Annotated in this window: 24 protein-coding genes and 1 pseudogene; 10 read left to right on the top strand and 15 right to left on the bottom strand. The window is 67.6% G+C overall.

All coding sequences use genetic code 11. The annotated features are described in order from the left end of the window. Positions 1–70: 70 nt before the first annotated feature. Positions 71–406: a hypothetical protein gene (locus Q0044_RS00125; protein WP_298158107.1), complete on the top strand. Its 336-nt coding sequence runs from the start codon at positions 71–73 to the stop codon at positions 404–406. A 64-nt stretch (positions 407–470) separates the two neighbouring features. Here the strand turns inward: Q0044_RS00125 and Q0044_RS00120 are convergent, their stop codons facing one another. After that, a complete protein-coding gene (locus Q0044_RS00120; protein WP_298158105.1) occupies positions 471–1,262 on the bottom strand; it encodes a 2OG-Fe(II) oxygenase in 792 nt (263 codons plus the stop codon). A gap of 65 nt (positions 1,263–1,327) precedes the next feature. Between Q0044_RS00120 and Q0044_RS00115 the strand changes: the two genes are divergently transcribed. The 3 genes from Q0044_RS00115 to Q0044_RS00105 are packed head-to-tail and all read left to right on the top strand — an operon-like array spanning position 1,328 to position 4,754. Then, positions 1,328–3,124: a GspE/PulE family protein gene (locus Q0044_RS00115; RefSeq protein ID WP_298158103.1), complete on the top strand. Its 1,797-nt coding sequence runs from the start codon at positions 1,328–1,330 to the stop codon at positions 3,122–3,124. Continuing rightward, positions 3,121–4,335: a type II secretion system F family protein gene (locus tag Q0044_RS00110; RefSeq protein ID WP_298158101.1), complete on the top strand. Its 1,215-nt coding sequence runs from the start codon at positions 3,121–3,123 to the stop codon at positions 4,333–4,335. The genes Q0044_RS00115 and Q0044_RS00110 overlap by 4 nt, the downstream gene beginning before the upstream one ends. Then, positions 4,332–4,754: a type IV pilus modification PilV family protein gene (locus Q0044_RS00105; RefSeq protein WP_298158099.1), complete on the top strand. Its 423-nt coding sequence runs from the start codon at positions 4,332–4,334 to the stop codon at positions 4,752–4,754. Before Q0044_RS00110 ends, Q0044_RS00105 begins: the two co-directional genes overlap by 4 nt. Here Q0044_RS00105 and Q0044_RS00100 read toward each other — a convergent pair whose 3' ends face one another. Together Q0044_RS00100 and Q0044_RS00095 are read right to left on the bottom strand one after the other, a co-directional pair. After that, positions 4,755–7,040 carry a secretin GspD/PilQ domain-containing protein gene (locus Q0044_RS00100; protein WP_298158097.1) on the bottom strand — a complete coding sequence of 762 codons (2,286 nt, stop codon included), beginning with the start codon at positions 7,038–7,040 and terminating at the stop codon, positions 4,755–4,757. It abuts the gene before it with no gap. Between the two features lie 478 nt (positions 7,041–7,518). After that, positions 7,519–8,100 carry a hypothetical protein gene (locus tag Q0044_RS00095; RefSeq protein WP_298158095.1) on the bottom strand — a complete coding sequence of 194 codons (582 nt, stop codon included), beginning with the start codon at positions 8,098–8,100 and terminating at the stop codon, positions 7,519–7,521. Between the two features lie 210 nt (positions 8,101–8,310). Here Q0044_RS00095 and gspG point away from each other — a divergent pair, with 210 nt between their 5' ends. Further along, positions 8,311–8,838, top strand: coding sequence for a type II secretion system major pseudopilin GspG (gene gspG / locus Q0044_RS00090; RefSeq protein ID WP_298158093.1), 528 nt, complete (start codon positions 8,311–8,313; stop codon positions 8,836–8,838). Further along, on the top strand, positions 8,807–9,256 hold the full coding sequence (locus Q0044_RS00085) for a pilus assembly FimT family protein (RefSeq protein ID WP_366941087.1): 450 nt from the start codon (positions 8,807–8,809) through the stop codon (positions 9,254–9,256). The genes gspG and Q0044_RS00085 overlap by 32 nt, the downstream gene beginning before the upstream one ends. On the opposite strand, the gene Q0044_RS00080 is transcribed toward Q0044_RS00085, so the two are convergent. From Q0044_RS00080 to Q0044_RS00070, 3 genes are read right to left on the bottom strand one after another with little or no spacing between them, the layout of a single operon-like run. Then, the gene (locus Q0044_RS00080; protein WP_298158089.1) at positions 9,240–10,316 is read right to left on the bottom strand and encodes a hypothetical protein; all 1,077 of its coding nucleotides are present in this window, start codon (positions 10,314–10,316) and stop codon (positions 9,240–9,242) included. The genes Q0044_RS00085 and Q0044_RS00080 overlap by 17 nt on opposite strands. Continuing rightward, on the bottom strand, positions 10,270–11,316 hold the full coding sequence (locus Q0044_RS00075) for a type II secretion system protein GspK (RefSeq protein ID WP_298158087.1): 1,047 nt from the start codon (positions 11,314–11,316) through the stop codon (positions 10,270–10,272). Before Q0044_RS00075 ends, Q0044_RS00080 begins: the two co-directional genes overlap by 47 nt. Next, complete coding sequence (locus Q0044_RS00070) at positions 11,303–11,914, bottom strand: prepilin-type N-terminal cleavage/methylation domain-containing protein (protein WP_298158085.1); 612 nt, start codon at positions 11,912–11,914, stop codon at positions 11,303–11,305. Before Q0044_RS00070 ends, Q0044_RS00075 begins: the two co-directional genes overlap by 14 nt. A gap of 171 nt (positions 11,915–12,085) precedes the next feature. Between Q0044_RS00070 and Q0044_RS00065 the strand changes: the two genes are divergently transcribed. Next, positions 12,086–13,039, top strand: a complete 954-nt coding sequence (locus Q0044_RS00065) for a cell wall hydrolase (RefSeq protein WP_298158124.1) — start codon at positions 12,086–12,088, stop codon at positions 13,037–13,039. Then, the gene (rfbC, locus tag Q0044_RS00060) at positions 13,036–13,641 is read left to right on the top strand and encodes a dTDP-4-dehydrorhamnose 3,5-epimerase (RefSeq protein ID WP_298158083.1); all 606 of its coding nucleotides are present in this window, start codon (positions 13,036–13,038) and stop codon (positions 13,639–13,641) included. Before Q0044_RS00065 ends, rfbC begins: the two co-directional genes overlap by 4 nt. Positions 13,642–13,653: 12 nt before the next feature. Here the strand turns inward: rfbC and Q0044_RS00055 are convergent, their stop codons facing one another. The 8 genes from Q0044_RS00055 to Q0044_RS00020 all read right to left on the bottom strand — a co-directional run bounded on the left by Q0044_RS00055 (position 13,654) and on the right by Q0044_RS00020 (position 20,800). After that, positions 13,654–14,301 carry an exosortase H-associated membrane protein gene (locus Q0044_RS00055; RefSeq protein ID WP_298158081.1) on the bottom strand — a complete coding sequence of 216 codons (648 nt, stop codon included), beginning with the start codon at positions 14,299–14,301 and terminating at the stop codon, positions 13,654–13,656. Continuing rightward, positions 14,298–14,822 carry an exosortase H gene (gene xrtH, locus Q0044_RS00050; protein ID WP_298158079.1) on the bottom strand — a complete coding sequence of 175 codons (525 nt, stop codon included), beginning with the start codon at positions 14,820–14,822 and terminating at the stop codon, positions 14,298–14,300. Before xrtH ends, Q0044_RS00055 begins: the two co-directional genes overlap by 4 nt. A gap of 198 nt (positions 14,823–15,020) precedes the next feature. Beyond that, entirely contained in the window at positions 15,021–15,920 is a 900-nt protein-coding gene (locus Q0044_RS00045) for a hypothetical protein (protein ID WP_298158078.1), read from the bottom strand. Next, positions 15,920–16,606 (bottom strand): ABC transporter ATP-binding protein, encoded by a 687-nt coding sequence (locus tag Q0044_RS00040; protein ID WP_298158076.1) that lies wholly within the window; start codon positions 16,604–16,606, stop codon positions 15,920–15,922. The genes Q0044_RS00045 and Q0044_RS00040 overlap by 1 nt, the downstream gene beginning before the upstream one ends. Beyond that, on the bottom strand, positions 16,606–17,769 hold the full coding sequence (locus Q0044_RS00035) for a KpsE/RkpR family capsule polysaccharide export protein (RefSeq protein WP_298158074.1): 1,164 nt from the start codon (positions 17,767–17,769) through the stop codon (positions 16,606–16,608). The genes Q0044_RS00040 and Q0044_RS00035 overlap by 1 nt, the downstream gene beginning before the upstream one ends. Before the next feature lie 49 nt (positions 17,770–17,818). Further along, on the bottom strand, positions 17,819–18,595 hold the full coding sequence (locus tag Q0044_RS00030; RefSeq protein WP_298158072.1) for an ABC transporter permease: 777 nt from the start codon (positions 18,593–18,595) through the stop codon (positions 17,819–17,821). Between the two features lie 142 nt (positions 18,596–18,737). Continuing rightward, positions 18,738–19,799 (bottom strand): nucleotidyltransferase family protein, encoded by a 1,062-nt coding sequence (locus tag Q0044_RS00025; protein WP_298158070.1) that lies wholly within the window; start codon positions 19,797–19,799, stop codon positions 18,738–18,740. Further along, positions 19,796–20,800 (bottom strand): GDP-mannose 4,6-dehydratase, encoded by a 1,005-nt coding sequence (locus tag Q0044_RS00020; protein ID WP_298158068.1) that lies wholly within the window; start codon positions 20,798–20,800, stop codon positions 19,796–19,798. The genes Q0044_RS00025 and Q0044_RS00020 overlap by 4 nt, the downstream gene beginning before the upstream one ends. 105 nt (positions 20,801–20,905) lie before the next feature. Here Q0044_RS00020 and Q0044_RS00015 point away from each other — a divergent pair, with 105 nt between their 5' ends. Beyond that, complete coding sequence (locus tag Q0044_RS00015; RefSeq protein ID WP_298158066.1) at positions 20,906–21,619, top strand: acylneuraminate cytidylyltransferase family protein; 714 nt, start codon at positions 20,906–20,908, stop codon at positions 21,617–21,619. A gap of 1 nt (position 21,620) precedes the next feature. Here the strand turns inward: Q0044_RS00015 and neuC are convergent, their stop codons facing one another. Continuing rightward, positions 21,621–22,802, bottom strand: coding sequence for a UDP-N-acetylglucosamine 2-epimerase (neuC, locus tag Q0044_RS00010; protein WP_298158064.1), 1,182 nt, complete (start codon positions 22,800–22,802; stop codon positions 21,621–21,623). A 268-nt stretch (positions 22,803–23,070) separates the two neighbouring features. Between neuC and Q0044_RS00005 the strand changes: the two are divergent. Then, a pseudogene (locus Q0044_RS00005) lies at positions 23,071–23,307 on the top strand (outer membrane beta-barrel protein); the annotation flags it as partial.

Genomic DNA, 23,307 nt, shown 5'->3' with positions numbered 1-23,307 from the left:
CCTTTTTCGTTTCAAGACACCTGTCCGGGGCGCGGCGCGTCCGCCCCTCCCTGCATTCCGGAGCCTTCTCTTGACGGCCTATGCCAACACCACCCTGACCAACCGCGTCGATCTGGACGGCAACACGTTCACCAATGTGAAATTCCTCGGGGCGGAACTGCACTACAACGGCGGGACCCCGCCGGAATTCCGTCAGGTCGACTTCATCCAGTCCCGGTTCGTCTTCGACGGCCCGGCCATGAACACCGTCGAATTTCTGCGCACCATGAGCTCTGACGCCAGCAATATGAGCTCGGTCGTCCAGGGGCTGCTGCCGCAGCTGCGACCGCAGGCCTTCCCGACCGTGCGGCCGGCGAATATGACCTATCGCGCCACCAGCACCGCGGACGTGAAGCCCAAAGGCTGAGCCCGAAAGGATCCCGACGCGGTGCGCGCGCCGTCAGGGCCGGGCGCGCATTCTGTCGGCGGGACTATTCGGGCGCCACATAGCCCGGCCCGCCGATGTCGGCGGAGGTCCGCTCGTCTCCGACGCTGTGGTACTGGCCCAGCCGGGGCGTCTCGTCCCCTTCTGCCGGCGCGGCCGTATAGTAGTAGAGCGCGACCGATTTGCGGGTCATCCCCATCGCCGCTTTCAGCGCTCTCGGATGACCGTGGAAGGCGTCCCGCTTCGTGTTGAAGATCACCGCCCGGTTGAAGACCGGCAGGATTTCCTTCTCGGGCCTCGTCAAAGCCGTGTCCCACAGTTCCAGGGCGCCCTTGTACTCGGGCCGCCAGTCCTTGTTCAGATAGATCAGGACATTGATGCGCCGGAACAGTTTGAGCCGGGCGTGATAGTTGAAGTCGCTGTGGACCCGCAGCAGGCCTCCCGGCAGAATCTGGTGCATGCCGCCGCCCATGAAATAGGGGTCCGGGCACAGTCCCTCGATTCCGGTGAGCCCCTCCAGAAACCGCACGAACGGCGCGGAGTTGAAGGGCGTCAGCAGCAGGGAAGACTGGTGCCGCAGGTCGTAGAGGGCGAAGACCTCTCCCAGCCCCAGCTTTCCGGGCTGATTCTCCAGGCTCCGCTTTCGCCAGTCGAGCCAGACCGGGTCCTCCGGGTCCGGAAACCCGGCCAGAAGAGCTTCCGCCATCGCCGGCGGCAGGAAGTCGTCGATCACCGTGTGTTCGAACGGACTGGCCGACCGGTAGTCGGCGGCCCTTTCGCTGACGAGGTCGTCGAGCCGGGACTGGTCCAGCTTCAGAAAGTCGAGGTCGCCGTGCATGGGGGATGGGCTATCATGGGCCGCATGACGGCTCAATCCGACCCTTGTCCCCCGGGGCGCACCGGGTGACGCGCGCCGCTGAAACCGCTACACAGGATCGCTCCCGGAGTGCTCCCCTGACCGCCGCCCTGATCGTTCCCCACTTCCCCACCATCAAGCCTGCCCGGCGTCGCCTGGGCGAGGAACTGATGGCGCGCGACCTGATCCGTCCCGGCGATCTGGCCAACGCCCTGACCCTCCAGGCCCAGAACGGCGGATTGCTGGGGATGAACCTCGTCCGCCTCGGCGCCGTGTCCGAGGCCCAGCTTCTGGAGGTCCTGTCCGATCAGCTCGGTCTGGGCGTCCTGGCTCCGGAGGACGGTCCGAGCCCCGATCAGATCGCCGCCCTGCTGGACGAACTCCGCTCCCCGCTCAGCTGGTGGACCAACCGCGAGGCCGTCGCCTGGCGCGACCCCGCGCCCGAAGGCGGAGGGCGGATCCTGTGCGCCGCCGTCCAGCCCCTCGACCCCATGCTGGCCGAACGCCTGGCCCAGGGCGTCACGGACCCCGTCGTCTTCCTCCTCGCCCAGCGCGCCCTGATCGAGGCCCTGACCGGCGACGTGGGGGCCGAGGCCGCCATGGCCGACGCCGGCGCCCTGTCGGGCAGCTCGGACGCCGCCCGTCTGCGCGAACTGGCGCAGGAAGCCCCCACGATCGACTTCGTGAACAGTGTCTTCGCCGAGGCCCTGAGCCGCCGGGCGTCGGACGTTCACGTCGAACCCTATGAGGACCGGTTCCTTGTCCGTATGCGGATCGACGGTGTCCTGACCACCGCCCGCGCCGCGCCACGGTCGACCTTCGATGCCGTTTGCTCGCGGATCAAACTGCTCAGCGGCATGGATATCGGCGAGCGACGCCTGCCCCAGGACGGCCGCCAGTCGATCCGGGTCTCGGGTCAGGAAGTCGATCTTCGGGTCTCGACCCTGCCGTGTTCATGGGGCGAATCGATCGTGCTCCGACTGCTGGGCAAGACCAGCCGGCTGCCCCTGCTCAGCGAACTGGGGGTCAGCCCCGACCAGGAAGCGACCCTGATCGGCCTGGCGGAACAGCCGAACGGCGTCTTCCTGATCACCGGCCCGACCGGATCGGGCAAGACGACCACCATCTATCGCCTGCTGACCCATCTGAACGACGGCGAACGCAAGATCATCACGGTCGAGGATCCGGTGGAACTGGACCTTCCGGGCGTGATCCAGGTCCGGGTCCGCGCCGACATCGGCCTGACCTTCGCCGCCGGCCTCCGCTCGATCCTGCGCCAGGACCCCGACGTCATCATGATCGGCGAAATCCGCGACCCCGAGACGGCGCGGATCGCGGTCCAGGCCGCCCTGACCGGCCACCTGGTCATCTCCACCGTCCACACCAACTCCGCCCTCGCCGCTGTGCCCCGTCTGCTGGACCTCGGCGTCGAGGACTATCTGCTGGCCGATGTGCTGCGCGGCGTCGCCGGCCAGCGCCTGGTCCGCCGCCTCTGCTCCGACTGCGCGCGACCCTCGACCCCGGCCGAGGCCGAGGTCCACGAGGCCGCCCTCCCGGCCCATGTCCTGGCGGCCGTCGGCGACGAACCGGCGAGCTGGCGCGAGCCGGTCGGCTGCCCTCGCTGCGGCCAGAGCGGCTTCCGGGGTCGTGTCGGCCTCTATGAGGTCGCGCCGGCCTCGCCCGCCATCATTGCGGCCCTGCGCGAAGGCGCTGACGAACTGCGGCTGACCGAACTGGCGCGCGCCGACGGGTTCCTGAGCTTCGCGGACGACGGCATGATCAAGGCCCGGCGCGGCGAGACGGCCCTCTCTGAAACCTATCGGGTCGTGGGCGGCGCCGAGTGAGCGCCGGACCCTCGTCGTCCTTTCAGTACGAGGCGGTGGCCCGGGACGGGACCCTCGCCAAGGGACTCCTGACCGCCGGCGACGAGGCCTCGGCCGTTCGTCGTCTGGCCTCCGACGGCCTGACGGTCCTCAAGATCGGACCCGCCGCCGCTCCCAAGGCCGACGGTAAGGACCGCGCCCTGCGTCCCGCCGAGCGCGTTCTGGTGCTGCGCCAGATGGCCCTGATGCTGGAGGCGGGGGTGTCGCTGCTGGAGACCCTCGAGACCGTCGCCCAGGGCATGCAGGCCCGCAAGGGCCGGGCCCAGTTCATGGAGGCTATCGCGGCCCTGAGGCGCGGCGATTCCCTCGGCAACGCCCTGAGCGAGTTCGTCCCGGGCTTCCCCTTCTATGTCTACGCCATGGCGCGGGTCGGCGAGGCCTCCGGCAAGGTGGCCGAGGTCCTGAAGCAGGCCGCCGAACAGATGGCCTATGAGGACCGGCTGAGGCGCGAGTTCGCCAATGCGATGACCTATCCGGCCTTCCTCGGCTTCGCGGGAATCTCGGCGATCGGCTTCATCTTCACCCAGGTGGTCCCCCGGTTCGCGACGATGATCGGCGAGGACCGCACCAATGTCCCGGCCATGTCGCGCTGGGTTCTGTCGGCGGGCGAGTTCGCCAACGCCAACCTGGGCATGGTCGGGATCGTGACCGCCGCCCTGGTCGGTCTGGGCGTCCTGATCGTGACCAACCCGACCATCCGGGTGCGGGCCTATGACGTCGCTCACGGACTGCCCGTCATCGGGCCGGTGCTCCAGGCCCGCGAGATCGCCTCCTGGGCGCGCCTGACGGCCTTCGCCCTGAACAGCGGCGTGCCCATCCTGTCGGCTGCCGAACTGGCCCGGGCCGCGGTGCCGATCGGCCCGTTCCGCAAGGGGCTGGACCTGCTCGACAGCGACCTGCGGGCGGGTCTGACGCTCGACGCGTCGCTGGCGGCCCATACGGGGCTCGAAGCCATGGACCTGAGCATGCTGCGGGCCGGCCAGAAGTCGGGGGCCATCGGCGCCATGTTCGGCTTCATGGCCGAGAACTATGAAGACCGCCTGCGCGACCGGATGAAGCGGATGACTGCACTGCTGGAGCCGATGGCCATCGCGGTGATCTCCCTGGTGGTCGGATTTGTGGCCCTGTCGCTCGTCCTGGCCCTGTCCAGCGTCTACGAAGGCGTCGTGTGACCCGGCGGCGCGAAGGCTTCAGCCTGATCGAGGCCCTGATCGCCCTGTCGATCGCGGCCATGACCCTGACTGCGATCTTCGAGCTCCAGACCCAGATGGTGCGCGCCCAGCAGCGGGCGTCCCAGGGGCTCGATGAGGTCGCCGCCCAGGAAAACGCCCTGGCCCTGACGCGCGACCTGAATCCCATGGCCCAGCCCGAAGGCTCCATCCGTCTGCCGGACGGGGACACGATCCGTTGGGAGTCCGAGCCCCTGACCGAACCCCGGATCAATGCCGGCCTGCCCGAGGGCGATGGCCGGTTCGAAGTCCAGCTGTTCACTGTGACGGTCACGATCGAACGAGACGCCGGTCGTGCTCCGGCCCCCCTGGTCTTCGACCGGGTGGGATGGCGCCAGGTCGCCCTGCCAGACTCGTTCTGACTAGCGTTCCTCGGGAGGCGTCTCGTCGTCGGACGCCGGTTCATCCGCCGTCTGTGCGGCCCCGCGCGCCGGACGCGTTCCAAACAGGGGCGGAGCCTCGGAGGCCCGGCCCGGCGTCGGCAGGTCGAAGCCGATGCCCCTGATCCGCGAGCCTGCCGAGAACGGAGTCAAGGTGTAGGACCAGCCCCGCCCGGTGCGGAAGGCGGCATTCATGTCGCTCGAGTACTGGTCGGCGAGGTCCGCCATGTCCTCGTCATTGCGAATGATGTGGGGCGTGATCATGACCAGCAACTCCGTCCGGTCGCCGGTGAGGGAATTGCTCTGGAAGGCCTGACCGACGATGGGCAGATCCTTGAGGTAGGGCACGCCCGTGTTGTTGGTCGAATAGTTGTTGCTGATCAGGCCGCCGAGCACGCCGGTCCAGCCGTCCGTGAGGGCGATCTGGGTCGTGATGCTGCGGTTCAGGATCGTCGGGCTCGCGATCGCCGCATTGGGGGGCTCGCCCGCCGACGAAATTTCCTGGCTGATCGTCAGGTCTACACGATCGCCGAAGATCACCGGCTGGATCTCCAGGATGACGCCGGTCTGACGGTACTGGACGCTCTGAAGGATGTCCGTCCCGCCATTGCCCGATTGGGTGTCGGTCGCGCGCTGTGAGGTGATGATCGGCACATCGGTGCCGACCTGGAATCGTGCGGTTCCGCCGCTGCGGGCCACGATCTGCGGGCGCTGAAGAATATTGATGCGGTTGTTGGAGGCCTCGGCGTTGAGCCGGGCGCGGAACTCGGGCCCGGAGAAGGTCACCAGCAGCCCTCCGGCGCCGATTTCCACCCCCTCGGTGCCCCCGGAAAGCAGGCCGTCCCCGCGCGTCTCGGTCCCGAACATATTGACGCCGAGGGCGCTCTTGTCCGTCAGGGTCACCTCGGCGATGATCACCTCGATGACCACCTGCGGAGCCGGCTGGTCGAGGGTCTGCAACAGGTTCCGCAACTGGGCGTAATCGCTCGCCGTGCCGGTGAACAGAATACGGTTTCCGATCGGATCGGTCAGGAGCCGTCCGCCGAGGAATTGGCCGGACTGACCCGGCGTTCCTTGACGGGTCACGGCGTTGTCGTTCAGCGGGGCGGTGCCCGGCACGCCGACCGGGGCCTGGGCGACCGTCACACTGGGCGCCTGGCCGGAGGCGAGCTGCCCCAGGGATCCCGCGTCGGTGTTCCGTACCTGATAAACGAAGGTGCTGGCCCGCTCGCCCAGGGTGGTCGGCTGGTCGAGAGCGGCCACCCAGAAGCGGACGCGGTCGAGCAACTCCTCGTTCTCGGCGAAGACCAGAATCTGGTTCGCCGTCGCGAAGGTCAGCATCGTGATCGACCGGCGGGCCACGGCCTGACGCGAGACGACATAGCCCTCCGCGTTCAAGGCCTGCTCGAGCGCGGTCGTCAGGTTGTCGGCGGACAGGAACGCAGGCTCGATCCGGAGAACCTCGGCTCCCGCGAACCGCGGCTTGTCGATCTCGCGCACCAGCCGGACGACTTCGGCGACATCGCGCGAGGAGCCCGAAATGATCAGGCTGTTCGAAAGCTGATCCAGGGTGACGCGCGCCCGGCTGTCGGTCGGGAACAGGTCGCGGATCAGTCCTTCAAGGGCCGAGACCTCGATCGTCTGTACGGGGAAGAACTGGACGACCCGGCCGCCGCCGGTGGGAGCGATCCGCCCACGGACGATCTCGGACCCTGCCGCCCCGGCCTGGGCGCCCCCGATCCTGACGAACTGCCCGTCGATCTGGACTTCCAGGCCATATTCCTGGAGCGCCCGCTGGGTCAGTCTGAACAGCTCGCGCTTGCTGATCGTCCCGCCCGTCCCACCGGCCATGACTTCACTGCGTCCGGCGGCCTCGGCCGACAGGCTGTAGGGAACGCCGATCAGGTTGCCGAAGACGGAGGCGATGAATTGCGGAATCGGTTGCGGAACGAGGGTCGCGTCGACCATTTCGTCCGGGACGAGCGCCGCGATCTGGGCTTCCGTCGCCGCAACCTGGGGCGGCGCCGCCCGGGCACCGTCCTGCGGGATCTGGAGGGACTGCGGCTGTCTGACCTCGCTCGACGACGGATCCAGACCGACCGGCTGGGCCGTATCACCGATCACCGCGGTCGCAGGACGGTCTGCGGTCGTGGAGAAGGTGGGAAAGGCCGCGCAGCCACCGAGCATCAGAAGCGGCGTCAAGCAGACGGTGACGGCGGCGAGAGGGTTCCGCCTCGACGGCGTCCGGGCCTGGCTGAACTGGATCATTACGGTCTCGCGTCCCCGCCGTAGAGACGCACTGTGCGTGTCTCACGACCCTTGGAAAGGGTAACGGCGTTTAGTGAAATTTGACTGACTCGCCACCCGTCGATGTAGGTATCGCCAGTCTTTATGGCGATAACTTGGGGACTGCCGCCCGAAGGGTTCTGGACGAGAACGGCGTACACTCCGGTCTCGGGATCCTCGCTGATCCCCCGCAACCCCTGGCGGAAACCGATGGACACGTCCGGCGGCGGTGGCGGCGGCGGAGGGGGGGGCGGCGGCGGAGGCGGCGGGGGGTCGTAGAGAAGCGTCCGGAGGGCGCGGACGGCGCCGACCGTGCTCTCGCCCGGGCGGAGCACCAGTCCGGTGCCCTCAGGGCCTCCGCCGCGACGGACGCCGAGGGGTTCGGGCGGCGGCGCCGGGAACAGCGAGCCGAGCACGAAACTGAGCGCAACGACCAGCGGGATCAGGATGGCGGCCCACCTCATGGCGCTTCCGCCTCGATCGTGTCCGCCAGGGGGAATGCCAGGGCAAGCCGAAGCTTCGGCGGACCCGAGCGGGGACGTCGGGCAGCCGCGGCGTCCTCATCGCCAGAGGCGCTGGCCGGGTCCGCCGGCTGTTCGTAGCCGTCATATTCGAAACCGACGACCCGGAAGCCTTCCGGCCAGCCCGCGATGGCGTCGAGGAAGGTGAAGGTCGGAGACCAGACCAGGTCGGCCTCGATGTCCGCTCGCAACCAGGAGGTGGGGCCCGCGACCTCGACCTCTTCGTTGAAGGCGATTTGCGGATTGACGATTCCCGCAGTGGCGGCGGCCTGGGTCAGTCGCTGCTCGATCCGGACCTTGATCACGTCCAGATTGGTTCCCTCGAAGCCCCAACCGCGCATGTCCTCAAGCGCCGCGTCGTCGATCGGCGCGCTCGCCACGCGGCGGGCCGCCGCTGCCGCGATCCGGGCCGAGCTTCGTTCGGCGAGTGCTTCGATATAGAGGTCTTCCTGCTCCGCACGCCAACCTGCGGCTGCGATGGGCGCATAGATCAAGGCGCCCGCGGCCAGACCGATCAGCAACAGGCGCTCACGCGGGGTAGTCCGCGCCAGGCGTCGCTGGATGTCGCCGGACCAACCGCTAACGGACGTCTGAAAAGCGAGAAGAAATCCGGGCAAAGGCCTACCGTCAGTCCGCATTCGCGACACGCCGTATTTTGCATCGACCGTCCCGGAAGCCTGAGCTATAGCAGCCGGTCTGGGGGCTTAACAACTCGGATTGGAAGGGGAAACGTGTTGCTGATCACTCGCTCCACGCGACTTCGACAGGCGGTCGAACGCGAAATTCCGGCCGGCTCCGGCGGACGGACGCGGGGTCGTCGACGCTCCGGATACAGCCTTCTCGAAATTCTGGTTGTTCTGGCCATCATCGCCCTGATCGCTGCGGTCGTGGGCCCCAGGCTGTTCGCCCAGCTGGACCGATCCAAGACCAACACGGCCCGTCTCCAGATCCGCTCCCTCGAGGCGGCGGTCGAGACCATGCGTCTCGATATCGGCCGGTTGCCGACCCAGGAAGAGGGGCTGGCCCTGCTGGTGCAGGCCGATCCCGCGGTCGTTACAGGCTGGTACGGCCCGTATCTGGACAAGGCCCTGCCGGCGGACCCCTGGGCTCGCCCCTACGTCTATGTCGCGCCCCCCGCGTCGGCCACGAACGCACCCGGCGCGCCGGAATTGCGCCCGAGGGTGATCAGCTACGGCGCCGACGGACAGGAAGGCGGCGAGGGCGTCAATGCGGATGTCACCTCTGATCAGCCTCGCTGACAGGGATCGCCGGGCCGCACGACGGCCCGGAGTGACCCTGATGGAAATGCTTGTCGTGCTGGCCCTGTTCGGCCTCGCGACGGCGATCATCATGCCCAACACCTCGCGGATGCTGGATCAGGCCACCGCCCATGCCGTCTTCTTCGAATTTCAGCGCGACGTCTCGGCCATGCGCCGCGAGGCCAATCGCACGGGCCTGCCGCTGGAACTGATCGACCCGGCGGCCACCCTCGATCCGGCGGCGGGTCAGCGCGTCATCGCCTTGCGCGAGCCCTGGCGCTACACGATCGCTCCGGCGTTGAAGATCGACGAGGGCGGGGTGTGCTCCCCCTCGTCGGTCAACCTGCTCAGCGGCGAGACGGTGATCATGAAGCTGCGGACCGAGGACGCAACCTGCCGCTTCATTCGAGTACAGTGAGCGGCGCCGCGTCTTCCCGGATCTTCATCTCGAGCTTGTAGGTCGTGCGGGCGGCGTCGGTGCTGGGCCGCACGTCGTAGAAATATCCCGACCCTTCGAATTCCTCGACCAGCTGATCGGACCGCCGGCCGGCGGCGTACGGCAGGGTCAGGGTCAGCACATCCTCCTCCACCGAAAGCTGGGAGGCGCTGAGGTCCTGGAGTGCGAGCACGGTGACCGCAGCCCCGGCGGCCGTCAGCGGATTGGTCTGTTCCTCCAGCGTCCGGTAGCCGATCAGCTTGCGGCGCTCTCCCTGCACATCTCCGGCCTGCGGGAGCGTGGCCACGGCCTGTCGAACGGCGTCCGTTTCGGCCGCGATGGCCTTAGTTCGGGACTGGAGCGTGGCGGCCTGTCCGGTCCAGAAGGCCGCAAGCACCAGGGTGGCGAAAACGAAACCGCCGCCGGCGAGCGCCAGCAGCTGATCCCGCGACATCTCCATCCGGGTGATGGAAAAGGCCTCACTGTCGTAGGCTATGGGCAGGCTCTGGGGAGCCGGCGGCGAGTCCTCTGCGGGGGTGTCGCCGCGCTGGAGCCGGGTAAAGGCCGCCCAGCCGCCGGCATCCGGCCTGGACGGCCGCCAGGCCGATGCGATCAGATCACCGGCGCGCCAGAGCTGGCTCTCGTAGCCTTCGTCCAGTTTGACGACGCGCCAGCCGTTGGCCGGAGGCTGGGCGAGGCTCTCCGGGCGAACGGCGACGCGCTTCGTCCCGTATCGGGCCTGGATCGGTCCGGCGTTGTGTTCGATGTCCCACCACCAGACGCCGAAATCCGCACCGGCCTTCACCAGCGCCGTACCCGCGATGATGTAGGGGGCGGCGACGCGCGCATGCAGACGCGCGGCCTGGCGCCGCCGGTTCGCCGGGATCGCCCCGGCCTCGAACAGTTTGAACGCGCACAGGCTGCGCGCCAGAAGCACGACAGGCGGTCTCAGACGACCCAGCAGGCCGCCCTCGTGGAGCGTCTCGAAAGACCCGTCAGCGCGAAGTCTGACGACGGGCGGAGTAAGGAAGCTCAGGTGCATCTGTGGTGTCGCTTGTCGTCCGCCCGGCGGCCTCGAACAGTTCCGTTTGATCGATCCAGAAGGGTCTTTCCAGGTCGGCGGGTGTGAGGCTGATACGGCCTCTGTAAACCCAAGCGGACGTCGCGTCTCGGATCACGTACACGAGCCGGCCGGAGGGGAAGGTGTAGATCATGTCCCCGTCCCCGACGACCGGAGCACCGGATGCCGCAGCCAGTTCCTCCACTCCGATGAACGGTATCGCTTCGCGGGCACGGATGGCGGCTTCGGCCTGGCTCTCCGTCATGTCGAAGGTCACCTGCAAGGCCTCGGAGGTCAGGGTGTTGATGTTGATCGTCCCGACCGCGGATTCGCTGATCACGGTCGGCCGGAGCGCCCGCCATCTGCGCGCATCGATGCCGTCGCGGGCCCCCAGGATCGAAAGCCATTCCCCGGGACGGGCCAGTGGCCGGTTGGGTATGAAGGCCGCGCCGTAGTCCGGGGCTTCCGCCCCGTTCTGCTGTCTGAGTTCGTCGCTGTCCGTGTAGTCCCGGTATCGACTGAAAAGCTCTCTTGCGGTCTGACCGTTGCCGCCGAGCTTCGTGATGAACCGCGTGAAGCCGTTGGCGTCGAGTTTGGCCAGATTGAGCAAGCCGGCCTCGTCCTGAAGGCGGAGGGTCATCGGAGCGCCGGCGGTCACGGCGTAGGGACGGCCGTCGAGACGCACTTCGGGCGACGAATCCGGCGTGGTCGCCCCGCTGTCCCGGTCGCCGAGAAGTCGTGTTCGGCCCGGACGAATGCTGCGTGTGTCCAACGGCTCGGTCGTGGCCAGATAGACGGCCCCGGCCTCGACCGTGAGCGCGTTCTGCAGAAACCGCACCCGCGACCGCGCGGCGGCCGTTTCCGCGTTGAGGCTGGTCAGGGCGGTGATGGCGACGAGGAAGATCAGCGTCACCACGCCGGTGACGGCGAGCACCGCCGGGAGGGCGAAGCCCGCGCGCATCGAACGGTCAGAAGGCGCCATCAAGTCTCACCCACTTGTTCGGCCATCCTGAGTCCGCGCGTTCAATCACGTCGACAGATCCCGCGAAGCGCACGACGACCGCATCATGGCGCGGTTCGTTCAGGCGATCGGCCGGCGTCGGCGCATTGGTGAAGGACGGCGACCAGGTCTGGCCGTCCCGTGAATAGCGGAACTCGGCGTCCTTCGGGTTTCCGGTCAGCAGAGAAATCTTGCGGCCGGCCGCCTCACAGAAGAGCGTTGTCCCGCCGTCCACCTCCTCAATGGTCAGGGTCATGGGCCCGGCCCAGCCCAGAGGCGCGCACTGGGTCGCGCGTTCCATGACCACCTCGGCCACGAGGCGACGGGGTTCTCCCACCATCGCGCGGTCGAGCGCCGGGTCGAAGGTGGCGCCCGGCCGAACCGTGAGGCTTCGAATCGAGGCGCGCAGATCGCTGATCGCGATGTCCCGCTCAGCCGCGGACATGGCCCGCCGGCCGAGGCTGAAGCCGGTGTCGCCGGCCTTTACGCCGATGGTGAAGATGATGGCGATCGCCATGCCGCCCACCGCGAGAACGACGAGCGCCTCGATCAGTGAAAACCCGGGCCGCCGCGTGGTCATTCCGCCTCTTAGGCCGCCCTGAACCAAGAATCGAGACCCGGTGAGCCGGAGAGGTTGACGGCGACCGGTCGGCTCCGCTTGGACATCATACATCCGGCTGATATGAGGCCTGCAACGGGGTTGGCCTTGAAGCTAGTTGTTGCGACGGTTGCGATTTGCGGCTTGGCCGCTGTGCTCTGGACCGCCGGCGCACAGGGCGCCGCCGTACCGGTGCGTCCGGACCCCGTCGCGCCCTCCGCCTCTGCAACCTCGCCTGCCCCGTCCGACGCTGACCGTCGCAGGGCCTTGAACGCCCGCATGCTCGAGATGCTGCGTTCGGGGGAGGGCGCTCGTCTGTCGGAGCCGCAGCAGCGTCGCTCCGCCGCGTCGACGCGAACGCCGCCGCCGCGGGCCGCCGCCGCGCGGCCGTCGCCCCGTTCGGCCCCCGTTGAGAGCGCTGCCCCTGCCACGGCCTCTGCGGATGTTTCGACGATCGCCCCGCCGCCGGTCAGGCCCGGGGCCAGGCCGATCCGGTCCAGTGGGCGCGGATACACCCCGCCGCGGCTCGACCTGACCACACCGCCGCGCATCCCCACCAGCGCTGTCGAATGCCTGACCCAGGCGATCTATTACGAGGCTCGCAACGAGAGCGAAGAGGGGCAGGCCGCCGTCGCAGAAGTTGTGATCAACCGGTCTCGCAGCGCCGGCTACCCCCGCGACATCTGTCAGGTCGTCTATCAGCGCAACAGCCGGACCTGCCAGTTCACCTTTACTTGCGACGGCGCCATCGGTCGTAGTCCGGTCGATATGGTGAAATGGGCTCGAGCCGAGCGGATCGCGCGCGATGTGTACGAGGGACGGGCCGCGACCCTGCTGCCCGGAACGTCCGTCAACTATCACGCCAGCTACGTTCGACCGTCATGGGGGGCGCGCCTGGAGCGGGTTCGCCAGATCGGAGCCCACATCTTTTACGGGGCTGCCCTGGGAGGGGCCTCCACGCCCGGCGCGGTCGCTGCGCCCGCCCCCGCCCCGGCCAGAGGTCTGGTCTTTGCCCGCATTGAAGCGCTCGATCGCGCCTTCGCGGCCCTGGGCGGCGGAAGCGCCGACACGCCCGCCCCCTCTTCCGTCCAGGATCCGGCTCCGTGAGATCAGGCGACGGGTCGAACGTCACGCCTTCGCGTCTGCTGTTGATACCGCCGCTTCGCCACAGGGACGACCGGGGCTGGTTCTCGGAGACCTACTCCGCCCGCCGCCTTGCGGCTCTCGGAATCGACTGTCGTTTTCCTCAGGAGAACCAGTCCTTTTCGGCCAGGGCCGGGACTGTCCGGGGTTTGCATTTTCAGCACCCGCCCAGCGCGCAGGCCAAGCTGGTCTCCTGTCTGGCAGGCCGAATCCTCGACTATGTCGCCGATATCCGGGTGGGGTCTCCGACATTCGGCAAGAGCATGGCTGTCGAGCTTACCGACGCCGGCGAACAGTTGTTCATCCCGATCGGGTTCGCCCACGGCTTCGTCACCCTCGTCGACGAAACGACGGTTTCCTACAAGGTTTCGGCGCCCTACGATCCGGCGACCGAAGACGGGATCGCATGGAACGACCCGGATCTTGGGATCGACTGGCCCCTGCCTGCGGGCGGGGCGATCCTCTCTGACAAGGACGGTCGGCTGGGCCCCTTGTCGTTGCTGCAAAGTCCGTTCGCCTATGAAGGAAGCGGACCGCTTGTTCTGGAAAGCCTCCCGACCGGGTGACGACCTGCCGGGCTATTCGGTGATTTCCGCGACCAGGGTCCGGAAGCCGGCAGGGTTCAACATCGCCCACAACATGGCGGCCGCCAGCAACGGGGCGATCGAAAGGGCGAGGTAACGGCCCACGACGGCGATCTGGACCAAGACACCGGGAATCGCAGACTGGTCGAAGCGACCGACGACCGCCTGGGCGGCGGTGGCGGCTGCGGCGTCCGGCTGAAGCCCCGGACCGACGTCGCCCCAGACGACCGCGACGACCCCGAGCGCGAACATCAGGCTCAGCACGGCGATGGAGACGCCCGCAGCGCGCCACGGTCGTTCGGTGCGGGGCGGAGCGATCATGAAGGCCGCGACCAGAGGGAAGCCGAGCAGCAGCCGCCTCAGGGTGGTGGCGGACATCTCGTAGACAAAGGGTTGTCCTGCCTGGGTCAATCGGGTGCCGATCGACCAATCGCCTTGCGGCGAGACATCGATCCGCCCTGTCAGGCCGAGGAGGCTCATCACGAGGCCGGCCAGAGGCCTGAGTATCTGTGCGGCGAGATCGGCACCCCACAGCCACCAGGACGGCAGGAACAGGATCAGCCCCGCACAGGCCCAGATCGCGAATCTCCGCCGGGCCGCCTCTTCGGGCGTACTGGCCTGAAATCGGGCGAAGAGGCTCATTGATCGACGCCCTTGCTCGTCACGGCCGGGGCCTGCTTCGATTGCCACCGGGTCCAGAGGAAGAAGATCAGCAGACCCTCCAGCCCGATCATCGCGTCCCAGACGTAGTTGTGGAAGAAATCGAACACCGGCTGAGAGCCCCGGGACAGGTACAGAAGGCTGATGATCCGGAACAGATTTATGACCTGAAGCGCGACGATCCCGGCCGCTGCGCCGATCAGGCCGTACTGGATGCGGCCCGGGAAGGCGAGGATAGCGGCGCACAGAAGCGCGCAGACCTCCACCGCATTGCACCCCCTCAGGACCTGCACAGCGCCGAGGCCGTCGTTGAACCGAAGAATGTCGCCCATGGTCTCGACCCGGCTATCGAAAAGACCGATCAACAGGGCGCACAGGTCGACGAGCATCTGGGTGAAGGGCAGCACGAACACGCGTTCGGCCCACGGCGTCGCCAGGACGCTGAAGATCGAGATCGTCAACAGCAGGAACAGCGCTAGATAGCGGACGGCCGGAGATTTCATTGCGTTCCCTAATGCCCGAAAGCGTTGGCGGCCGTCCAGAGCATGAAATGCGTGCGGCCCGCACACGCTATCGCCCGACGACAGGAATTTCCGATAGCCGGATTGGTGTCACTTGGAAATCCGCACAGCGGCATCCACGGAAAAGCCCGGTGTCGGCCCGCCAGGCCTTCGCTTGCCGGTCTGCGGCAACGGTCGGGCCTAGATGACCCCGGCGTCGACGATCCGGTCGGTGGGGGTCAGCGGCGCGGGGTCATCCATGGCCATACGGGTCACGCGGCAACCCCGGAAGCCGAACTGACCCTCGAACACCGGATGGGCGGGCCAGATGCGCAACTGTGCGGCATCGGCTTCGGGCCAGATGCGATCCAGGCTGACGTTGTAGACGCCGCGATACCGGATCTCCGCCATGATGCGACAATAATCCGCACCTGAGCCCCATTCGAACAGGAGGGGGGCGTGCGCCTTTTCGGGGTCGACAGTGAAGTCCAGGTCCACCTTCCAGCGTCCGGCCGGGAGGCGGATGTAGGGGCCGTGGACCATCGGCCGCATCCTGCCGGTCATGTCGATCCGGGGCTCGTCAACCGAACCCTCGAAGCCGCCGCTGTAGGCGAACCAGCGTGGATGCCAGTTCGCCGTGGTTCCCGGAGCGGTCTCGTCGAACAGGGCCAGGGGTGATTCCGAAACGGACGGGTGAATCCGGTACGGCGAGCCCTCACGACGCTCGACCCTGCCAAGGGCCGGAAAGTCGAGCACATAGCGGGCTGCGTTCAGGACGACGGCGCCGCCTGCTGCGGCTGACTCGGCCTCCGCAAGCATGTGCGAGCGGATCATGATCGCTTCGGGCGTGCCGGGCTGGCTTGGATCGACCGGGTCGGTCGCGGTGGTGTCGACGATGACCGCCCGGGCTGAATGCGGGAAGTCCAGCATGGCCGCGTGACTGTGGGCGAACACCAGGCCGCCGACGGGGGGCGCCGGGCTATCTGATCCCGTGTCGCCTACGCCCCATCCTAGCTGGTGAGCGCGCAGGATGAGCGCCTCCTGCCATGCGCTTCCGGCAGCGGACGGCGTGACGAGAACGCACAGGCCGGCCTCGGACATCAGGCGGCCCTGAGCCAGGAATAGATATCAACCGCTTCCTGGACGTCCTCGAAGATCTTGCACTTGCCGCTTTCGATGATGATCGCCCGGTCACAGTAGTGGGCGACCATGTGAACGTCGTGCGAGGCCATCATGAAGGCACGGTCCTTGCGGAGCGTGAACAGCTCTTCCTGGCATTTCTGCTGGAACCGGGCGTCGCCGACGGCCACCAGTTCGTCGATCAGATAGCAGTCGAATTCGATGGCGAGGGACAGGCCGAAAGCCAGACGGGCCCGCATGCCTGACGAATAGTGTTTCACGGGCAGACGCAGCGAACGGCCCAGTTCGGCGAAATTATCCACCCGCTCCAGGGTGTCCTGATAGTTGCGACCATACAGACGGGCCAGGAAGCGGATGTTGTCCAGGCCCGAGAGACTGCCCTGGAAGCCGCCGCCGAAGCCGATCGGCCAGGATGATGTCATGTTCCAGGCAATCTCGCCCTCGGTCGGGGGCAGGATGCCGCCCAGCATCTTGATCAGGGTCGACTTGCCCTGGCCGTTACGGCCGAGGATGGCCAGCCGTCCGCTCCGCCCCACGGTGAAGTCGATGTTGGAGAACACCGGCCTGGTCGCACCGTGGAACGTCTTTCCAAGGTGCGAGACCCGCAGGCCGGGCGCCTCGACGATATCGTTGGCGGCGTCGGCCATTAGTCCTGGCGGTGTTCGCGCACGCCGGCCCAGACCAGCCAGCCCACGCCGTAGATCAGCATGGCGGAGGCGAAGATGGTCAGGATCGCGGTCCAGCGGTGCGGCAGGGTCGGCTTGTCGGGCAGGTTCGGATTCACGATCCGGTCAAGGTACAGCTTCTGGCGCCGAGCCTCCTGCTGGGCCGAAAGCAGGGCCGAGGTCGCCTCGGCCAGTTCGCGGTTGGCCAGTTCGCGCTGCAGTTCCAGATCCGTATAGACGCCGACGCGCGGCGCCAGCGAGGTCGAGGCGCCGGCGACCTTGGCGCGCTCCGCGGCGATCTGGCGCTCATAGGCGGCGATGCGACCGTCCAGGATCGGCAGCTGGGGGCTTTGCGGGGCCTCGCCGACGAGCTGGGCCCGATCGGCGTGCAGCTGTGCGACCGTCGCCATCAGGCCGCCGATCAGGGACGAGCTCTCGCGGGCCGCCAGTTCGGGATCGATGAATCCCTCGCGATTACGGAAGGCGGTCAACTGCTGCTGAATGTCGGTTACGCGGGTGCGAGCCTCGTCCCGTGCGGCCTGGGCCTCGGTGACCGCATCGCCCATGGCGCGTTCGTTCAGACGGTTGATCAGCTGTTCGCCGGAGGCGAGCAGGGCCTGGTTGATCTGACGGGCGTCCTCGGCCCGGAAAGCCTCGACCCGAAGCGTCGAGATGCCGGTGGTCGAGTCGTACCCGACCACGACGAACCGGTTGAATCCCTTGTAGAGCCCTTCCTCGCCGCGGCTGTCCCACAGGCGAGGGTAGCGGGAGAAGGCGTCTGCGCCCGGCGGATTCAGGATGGCCCCGATGTCATAGCGGCGACCGAGCTCCCGCAGGGCGTCGCGCGACTTGATGTACTCGTGGACCGCGAAGGCGTCGGACGGGGCGGTTGACAGTCCCACGCCCTGCAAGGCCATGCCGATGGCCGAAGGCTGAGACTGGGTTGACGCCCTGACGATGAAGCGCGCCTCCGACACATAGCGGGGCGTGGCGATCAGCAGATAATAGATCGCCGCCAGCAGGGTCGGCAGGGCCACGACCATCAGGAAGCCGACCGGCAGCCGACGCCACCACGGCTTGCGCTCCTCCCTGAAGGTGAGCGCCTCGGGTATCGGACCCAGGTAGTTGATTTGAGCTTCGGCCATATTCGATCCGTCTGGACCCCTCGGGGGTCTTGTTCCGGGCAGTTTGTTCTTATTCGACTTCGATGCGGTCGCGCGAGGACGAGATGATCAAAAGACCAATAATGTTCATGATCGCGCCGATGAAAAGCGCATAGGGGGCGTCGTAGTAGGTCGGGACGAACTCGCCGAACACCCCGGCGCGGATCATCTCGATCCCGTGCACGAAGGGAATGTACATAACGTATTCGCGCGCGACTGCGGGCAGCCACGACACCATATAGAACGCTCCCGAGATCGGGATCAGAACATAGCTGATCACCGGCACGAGCCGTTCCATGATTTCGTAGCGCATCGCGAGGCCGGACATGACCAGGGCAAATCCGGAGGCTGTCCAGGCCAGCAGAAGCCAGCCGCAGTAAAGCTTCAGATAGTCATGGGGCAGCTCCACCTGGCCGAGCACGAGCAATATCCCGTAGACCACCATGAAGGCACCCGTGCCGCCGCCGAACTCCAACACAATCCGCGAGAACAGCAGATGCAGCGGGGCGACCTGGCGATGATACATCAGGCCGAGGTTCGCCTGAATTGCAGAGGAAAGCAGGGACAGGAAATGCCTGATCAGGATCAGGGACATGTAGCCCGTCATCACGAACGGGGCGAGCCGGACACCGTGTTCATAGGCGGGCTTGGTGGCGGTCCACAGGATCAGGACGCCGAAACAGAAGACCAACGGCTCGCCGATCACCCAGGCGAAACCCAGGCCCTGGCGTCCGTAACGGGTCGTCATCTCGCGCATCACGAGGGCGCCGACAACCCGGGAATGCCGCGCGATCGCGCCTGAAACCATCTGTCCTGTACTCTCGCGGTCCAAGCCCGGCCGCAGGCCGGAGCAAACGGCTGAATGAGCCGGGGGGGAACGGAGGTCAAGGCCCCAGCGCGGTTCCGTCATCCATGACGGAGCCGGGGATGCGCCGGAGCCACGGCCCGCCTCAATCGGCGGCGAACACCGCGCCGAAATCGGTCTGGGCGCTCTCGAAGTCGGGGGGGCGGCCGATGTCGAGCCAGTATTCGTGGATTGGATAGGCACCGACCATCTCTCCGTCGGACGCCAGGCCGGCCAGCAGTTCGGGCATGTCGTAGGGGCCGTGCGCCGGGATGCGGGACAGCACCGATCCGTCGAGACAATAGACGCCGGCGTTGGCCAGCCAGCGGAAGGTCGGCTTTTCGCGGAGCGCCGTCATCCGCACGCCGTCCACCTCGGCCACACCATGCGGCGCCTGGAACTGGTGTTCGCGCAGGCACAGGGTGGCCCGGGCCCCGTGCTCTTCGTGGAAATCGATCAGGCCGCCGAACGCCATACGCGTCAGGACGTCGCCGTTCATCACCAGCATCGGACGGGTGATCGGATCGCGGACCAGCGACAGGGCGCCGGCCGTGCCGCGAGGATGGTCCTCGCGCAGATATTCGATTTCGACGCCCATCGACGCGCCGTCGCCGAAATGGTCCTCGATCATCTCCGCCAGGTAGTTCACGGCCAGCCGGAAACGGCTGAAGCCCTGGGCCCTCAGCCGCTCGATGATGGTTTCCAGCAGCGGGCGGCCTGCGACCTTGAGCATCGGCTTCGGACAGGTCTGCGTCAGAGGGGCCAGCCGGACCCCGCGCCCGCCGGCCATGATGACCACCAGATTGTCCCGCGCGCGGGGCGTGCCGACCGTGTCGGGATAGAGACCCACGACCCGGCCGGACCGGTCGAGCAGCGGCGCCAGGGTGACGCCCCGTTCCTCCAGCCGCTGAAGAGCGACGACGTCGGACCCCTCGACCTGCAGCGCGACCGGCGCGGTGTTCATGACCTCCCGGATCGGCGCATCCATCGGCAGGCGACGCAGCAGGCCGCGACGGATGTCGCCGTCGGTCACGCTACCGACCAGTTTTCTGTCCCCGTCGACGACCACGATCAGCTTGCGCCGCACCGCGTCCAGCCGGGCGATCGCGTCCAGCAGGGGATCGTCGGCCCCCATGAGGTTCCCGGCGATGTCTCCCGCCGGGGTCACACCGCGTACTCCGCCGGACGGTACAGGGTCGGATTGTCGCGAATGAAGGCCACGGTGCGCGCCAGGCCCTCCTCGACGGTGATCGAGGGCGTCCAGCCCAGTTTTTCCTTCGCGAGAGCAGCGTCGGCATGCAGACGCTCGACCTCGCTGGCGGCCGGACGCATCCGCTGCGGATCAGCCTCGACCTCGACCGGGAGTCCGGCGGCGGTCCCGATCATGGCGGGCAGGTCGCCGATGGCGATCTCGCGGCCCCCGCCGGTGTGGACCGTCAGTCCCTCGATCCCGGGGACGGTCGCGGCCCTCAGGAACGCCTCGACGGTGTCGTCGACGAAGACGAAATCGCGGGTCGGACGCGTGTCGCCCAGCTTGATCGGCCGACCGGCGAGCAATTGGACCGTGATGGCGGGTATGACCGCGCGCGCGCTCTGGCGCGGACCGAAGGTGTTGAAGGGGCGCAGGGTCACGACCGGCGTTCCGAACGAGCGGTGGTAGCTCTCGGCAAGCTTGTCCGCACCGATCTTGGACGCGGAGTAGGGGGACTGGCCGACCAGCGGATGGGCCTCGGTCATCGGCACGAACTGGGCCGAGCCGTAGACCTCGCTCGTCGAGGTGTGCACCAGACGCCCGACGCCGAGCTCGCGCACCGCCTGCAACACATTGAGGGTGCCGAGGATATTCGTCCGGACGTAGCTTTCGGGCGCCAGGTAGGAATAGGGAATGGCGATCAGGGCGCCGAGGTGAAATACGACCTCCCGGTCCCTTATCGCGTCATGGACGCTGTCGCGGTCGGCCAGATCGCCGCGCCGGACGTCGATTTCGCCCCGGATCGGCGAGCGGTCCAGCCAGCCGGCCTCGCCATCGGACGTGTATCGCACCAGGGCGCGAACCTCGGCCCCGGCCTCGACAAGGCATTCGCACAGCCTGCTGCCGATAAAGCCGCCTGCGCCTGTGACCAGCACCCGCCGGCCTTTCAGGGATTGATTGATCGCCTCGACGTCCACGAAAGACCCGCCGCCCGCTGTGGACGCTGTCCGGCGGCGTGATTGCGCCCGGACCGTCCGAATCAGAGTCTAAAGGACCCTTACTGGCGCGTCACGGAGACGGACATGATAGGCGAAGGCGAATCCGCCGGGCGGGTTCTGGGCCTGGTTCCCGCGCGCGCCGGATCCCAGGGGCTTCCCGGCAAGAACGTTCGGTCGCTGGCCGGCCGGCCGATGGTGGCCTGGACCCTCGAGGCCTGTCTTGAATCGCGGGTGCTGGACCGCGTCGTCGTCTCCACGGACGACGACGCGGTGGCGGTCGTCGCAACCGAAATGGGCTTTTCGCCGCCGTTCCGCCGTCCCGCCAGCCTGTCTGGGGCCCAGGCCTCGGTCATCGACGCCGTCGCCCATGCGCTGGAGACGATCGGCGGGACCTGGGACTATGTCGTCCTGCTGCAGCCGACGTCACCCCTGCGGCTCGGCGCCGACATCGATGCGGCGGTCGAACTCTGCCACGGCAGCGGAGCTTCCGCAGTCATCGGAGTCTCGCCCGTGCTGAAACCCCAGACCTTCTACGGCCGCGTGGATGCGGAGGGACTGTTCCGTCCGGACACGCCGCGTCCTGACGAACCGGTGGTCGTCAACGGAGCCGTCTATGTCGGGCGGCCGGAAATTCTGCTGGAGCGACGCACCTTCGTCGGTCCGGACACACTGGCCTATGTGATGCCGCCCGAACGGGGCTGGGACGTGGACACGACCTTCGACTTCGCCGTCTGCGAGGCGTTGTGGCCTTATGTCCGGGGCGAGGCGGCCGGACCGCTGGACAGCGTGCGGCGCTAGATCAGTCCTGGATCCCGTCCAGATCGACGAAGGGCTTTCGGGCCAGCCCCTTCAGATCCGTCGCCTCGAGTATGGACACGATCCGCTCTCCGGCATGGCCGTCGCCGAACAGGGCGGGCTGGCTTCGCGCCATGGCCTGGAAATCGGGTGACAGAGCGCGGGCGATCTCGGCGGCCACCGCACCGGCGTCCAGCGGGCAATCGATCACGGCGGGGCTGCGCAGCCGCCCGGCCTGGCGATCTCCGACGTTGACGACGGGCACGCCGGCGGCCGGGGCTTCCATCATGCCGCTGGACGAGTTGCCGATCACGGCTGTGCAGGCGGTGAGGGCGGCGACATAGCCGCGCGCACCCAGCGACTCTGCGATCCGCACGCTGTCCGGCCGTGCCGCGGCGAAGGCGGCGATGGCGTCCCGGATCGCCCCCGCCCCGGCATCGGCGTTCGGCAGGGTGATCAGGATGACCCGACCCTCGACGCTCGCCAGACCGGCGAGGAAGACCTGGATCTGTTCGCTGGGCGACAGGGCGCCCAGGGTTTCGGGGTGGAAGGTCGCCAGCAGGAAGCCGGACGGAAGGTCGAGGCCGGTCAATGCAGAGGCCTCCGCCGGCGTGCTGGGGCCGAAGGCCTTCAGATTGTCGACGCCGGTGGATCCGACGGTGAAGACCCGCCCGGGGGCCTCGCCCATCTGCAGCAGGCGGCGGCGATAGGGCTCGGCGGCGGTGAAATGCAGGGCCGCCAGCTTGGTGATCGCATGGCGGATCGCATCGTCGACCGCGCCGGCGGTCCGGTGTCCGCCCTCCAGATGCAGGATGGGCAGGCCCAGGGGAACCGCCGCCGCCGCCGCCGCCAGGGCCTCGGTCCGGTCGCCCAGGATCATCACGGCGTCCAGATCCAGCGCCGCGTAGGCCTCGGCGCAGCCCGCAAGCGTCGCGGCCATGTCCCTGGCCGCCGACAGGCCGTCATCGCCCGCCATGGGCGAGGAAACACGGGCCGCAGGCCGCCGTCCGTCCGACTCGATTTCCGCCAGTGTCGCGCCATGCCGGGACGACAGATGGGCCCCGGCGACGATCAGAAGCGGGCGAATTGTCGCCGAGGCTTCCATCGCGGCAAGCACAGGCCGCAGCAGTCCGTACTCCGCCCGCGTGGCGGTGAAGACCCCTATGGTCGCGCTCGGCCCGATCATTCGTTGATGGTCCCCATCATGCCACACGGGCATAGCGGGCTTCGGCGCGTCGAGATAGCGGGACGGCCGCTCCGGAGGAGACGGCGGACAGAACGGTGTTCGTGAAACCCCGGCCGCCGATTTCTCCTGTAGCTTCAACGTCACGCTTGCAGTTTGAGCGGTCGAAGGCCTCCGGAACCTATCGACCTCCTGCGGCAACGCTGTTATGACCCCGAAAGGCGGTGAGACCGCCGCAATGATCAATTATGGCTGCGGAGGGCTCACACCCATGCGTTTCAAGACCTTGTTCCTGGCTTCCAGCGCGGCGGCGGCTCTCGCCCTGTCCGCTGGCGCTGCTTCGGCTGAGCCGGACGGCTGGTACGGCGCGATCGACGCCGGTTACCATCAGATCGACGACATCAACCTGGAAGCGTCCGGCAACGGCGTGAACTGGAACGCCGAAGTGAACGACGGCTGGGCCGCGTTCGCGCGTCTGGGCTACCGGTTCAACCCGAACTGGCGCGTC

The organism is Brevundimonas sp., assembly GCF_027484365.1.
GTDB lineage: Bacteria > Pseudomonadota > Alphaproteobacteria > Caulobacterales > Caulobacteraceae > Brevundimonas.
The sequence above is the reverse complement of the archived record's forward strand: the minus strand, read 5'-3'. Positions and strand labels throughout refer to the sequence as shown.

Excerpts from the sequence above, each read along its gene's own strand:
- Q0044_RS00120 (WP_298158105.1), bottom strand. The coding sequence starts at position 1,262 with ATGCACGGCGACCTCGACTTTCTGAAGCTGGACCAGTCCCGGCTCGAC.
- Q0044_RS00100 (WP_298158097.1), bottom strand. The coding sequence starts at position 7,040 with ATGATCCAGTTCAGCCAGGCCCGGACGCCGTCGAGGCGGAACCCTCTC.
- Q0044_RS00085 (WP_366941087.1), top strand. The coding sequence starts at position 8,807 with ATGCGGATGTCACCTCTGATCAGCCTCGCTGACAGGGATCGCCGGGCC.
- Q0044_RS00080 (WP_298158089.1), bottom strand. The coding sequence starts at position 10,316 with ATGCACCTGAGCTTCCTTACTCCGCCCGTCGTCAGACTTCGCGCTGAC.
- Q0044_RS00075 (WP_298158087.1), bottom strand. The coding sequence starts at position 11,316 with ATGGCGCCTTCTGACCGTTCGATGCGCGCGGGCTTCGCCCTCCCGGCG.
- Q0044_RS00070 (WP_298158085.1), bottom strand. The coding sequence starts at position 11,914 with ATGACCACGCGGCGGCCCGGGTTTTCACTGATCGAGGCGCTCGTCGTT.
- Q0044_RS00055 (WP_298158081.1), bottom strand. The coding sequence starts at position 14,301 with ATGAGCCTCTTCGCCCGATTTCAGGCCAGTACGCCCGAAGAGGCGGCC.
- xrtH (WP_298158079.1), bottom strand. The coding sequence starts at position 14,822 with ATGAAATCTCCGGCCGTCCGCTATCTAGCGCTGTTCCTGCTGTTGACG.
- Q0044_RS00045 (WP_298158078.1), bottom strand. The coding sequence starts at position 15,920 with ATGTCCGAGGCCGGCCTGTGCGTTCTCGTCACGCCGTCCGCTGCCGGA.
- Q0044_RS00040 (WP_298158076.1), bottom strand. The coding sequence starts at position 16,606 with ATGGCCGACGCCGCCAACGATATCGTCGAGGCGCCCGGCCTGCGGGTC.
- Q0044_RS00035 (WP_298158074.1), bottom strand. The coding sequence starts at position 17,769 with ATGGCCGAAGCTCAAATCAACTACCTGGGTCCGATACCCGAGGCGCTC.
- Q0044_RS00030 (WP_298158072.1), bottom strand. The coding sequence starts at position 18,595 with ATGGTTTCAGGCGCGATCGCGCGGCATTCCCGGGTTGTCGGCGCCCTC.
- Q0044_RS00015 (WP_298158066.1), top strand. The coding sequence starts at position 20,906 with ATGATAGGCGAAGGCGAATCCGCCGGGCGGGTTCTGGGCCTGGTTCCC.
- neuC (WP_298158064.1), bottom strand. The coding sequence starts at position 22,802 with ATGATCGGGCCGAGCGCGACCATAGGGGTCTTCACCGCCACGCGGGCG.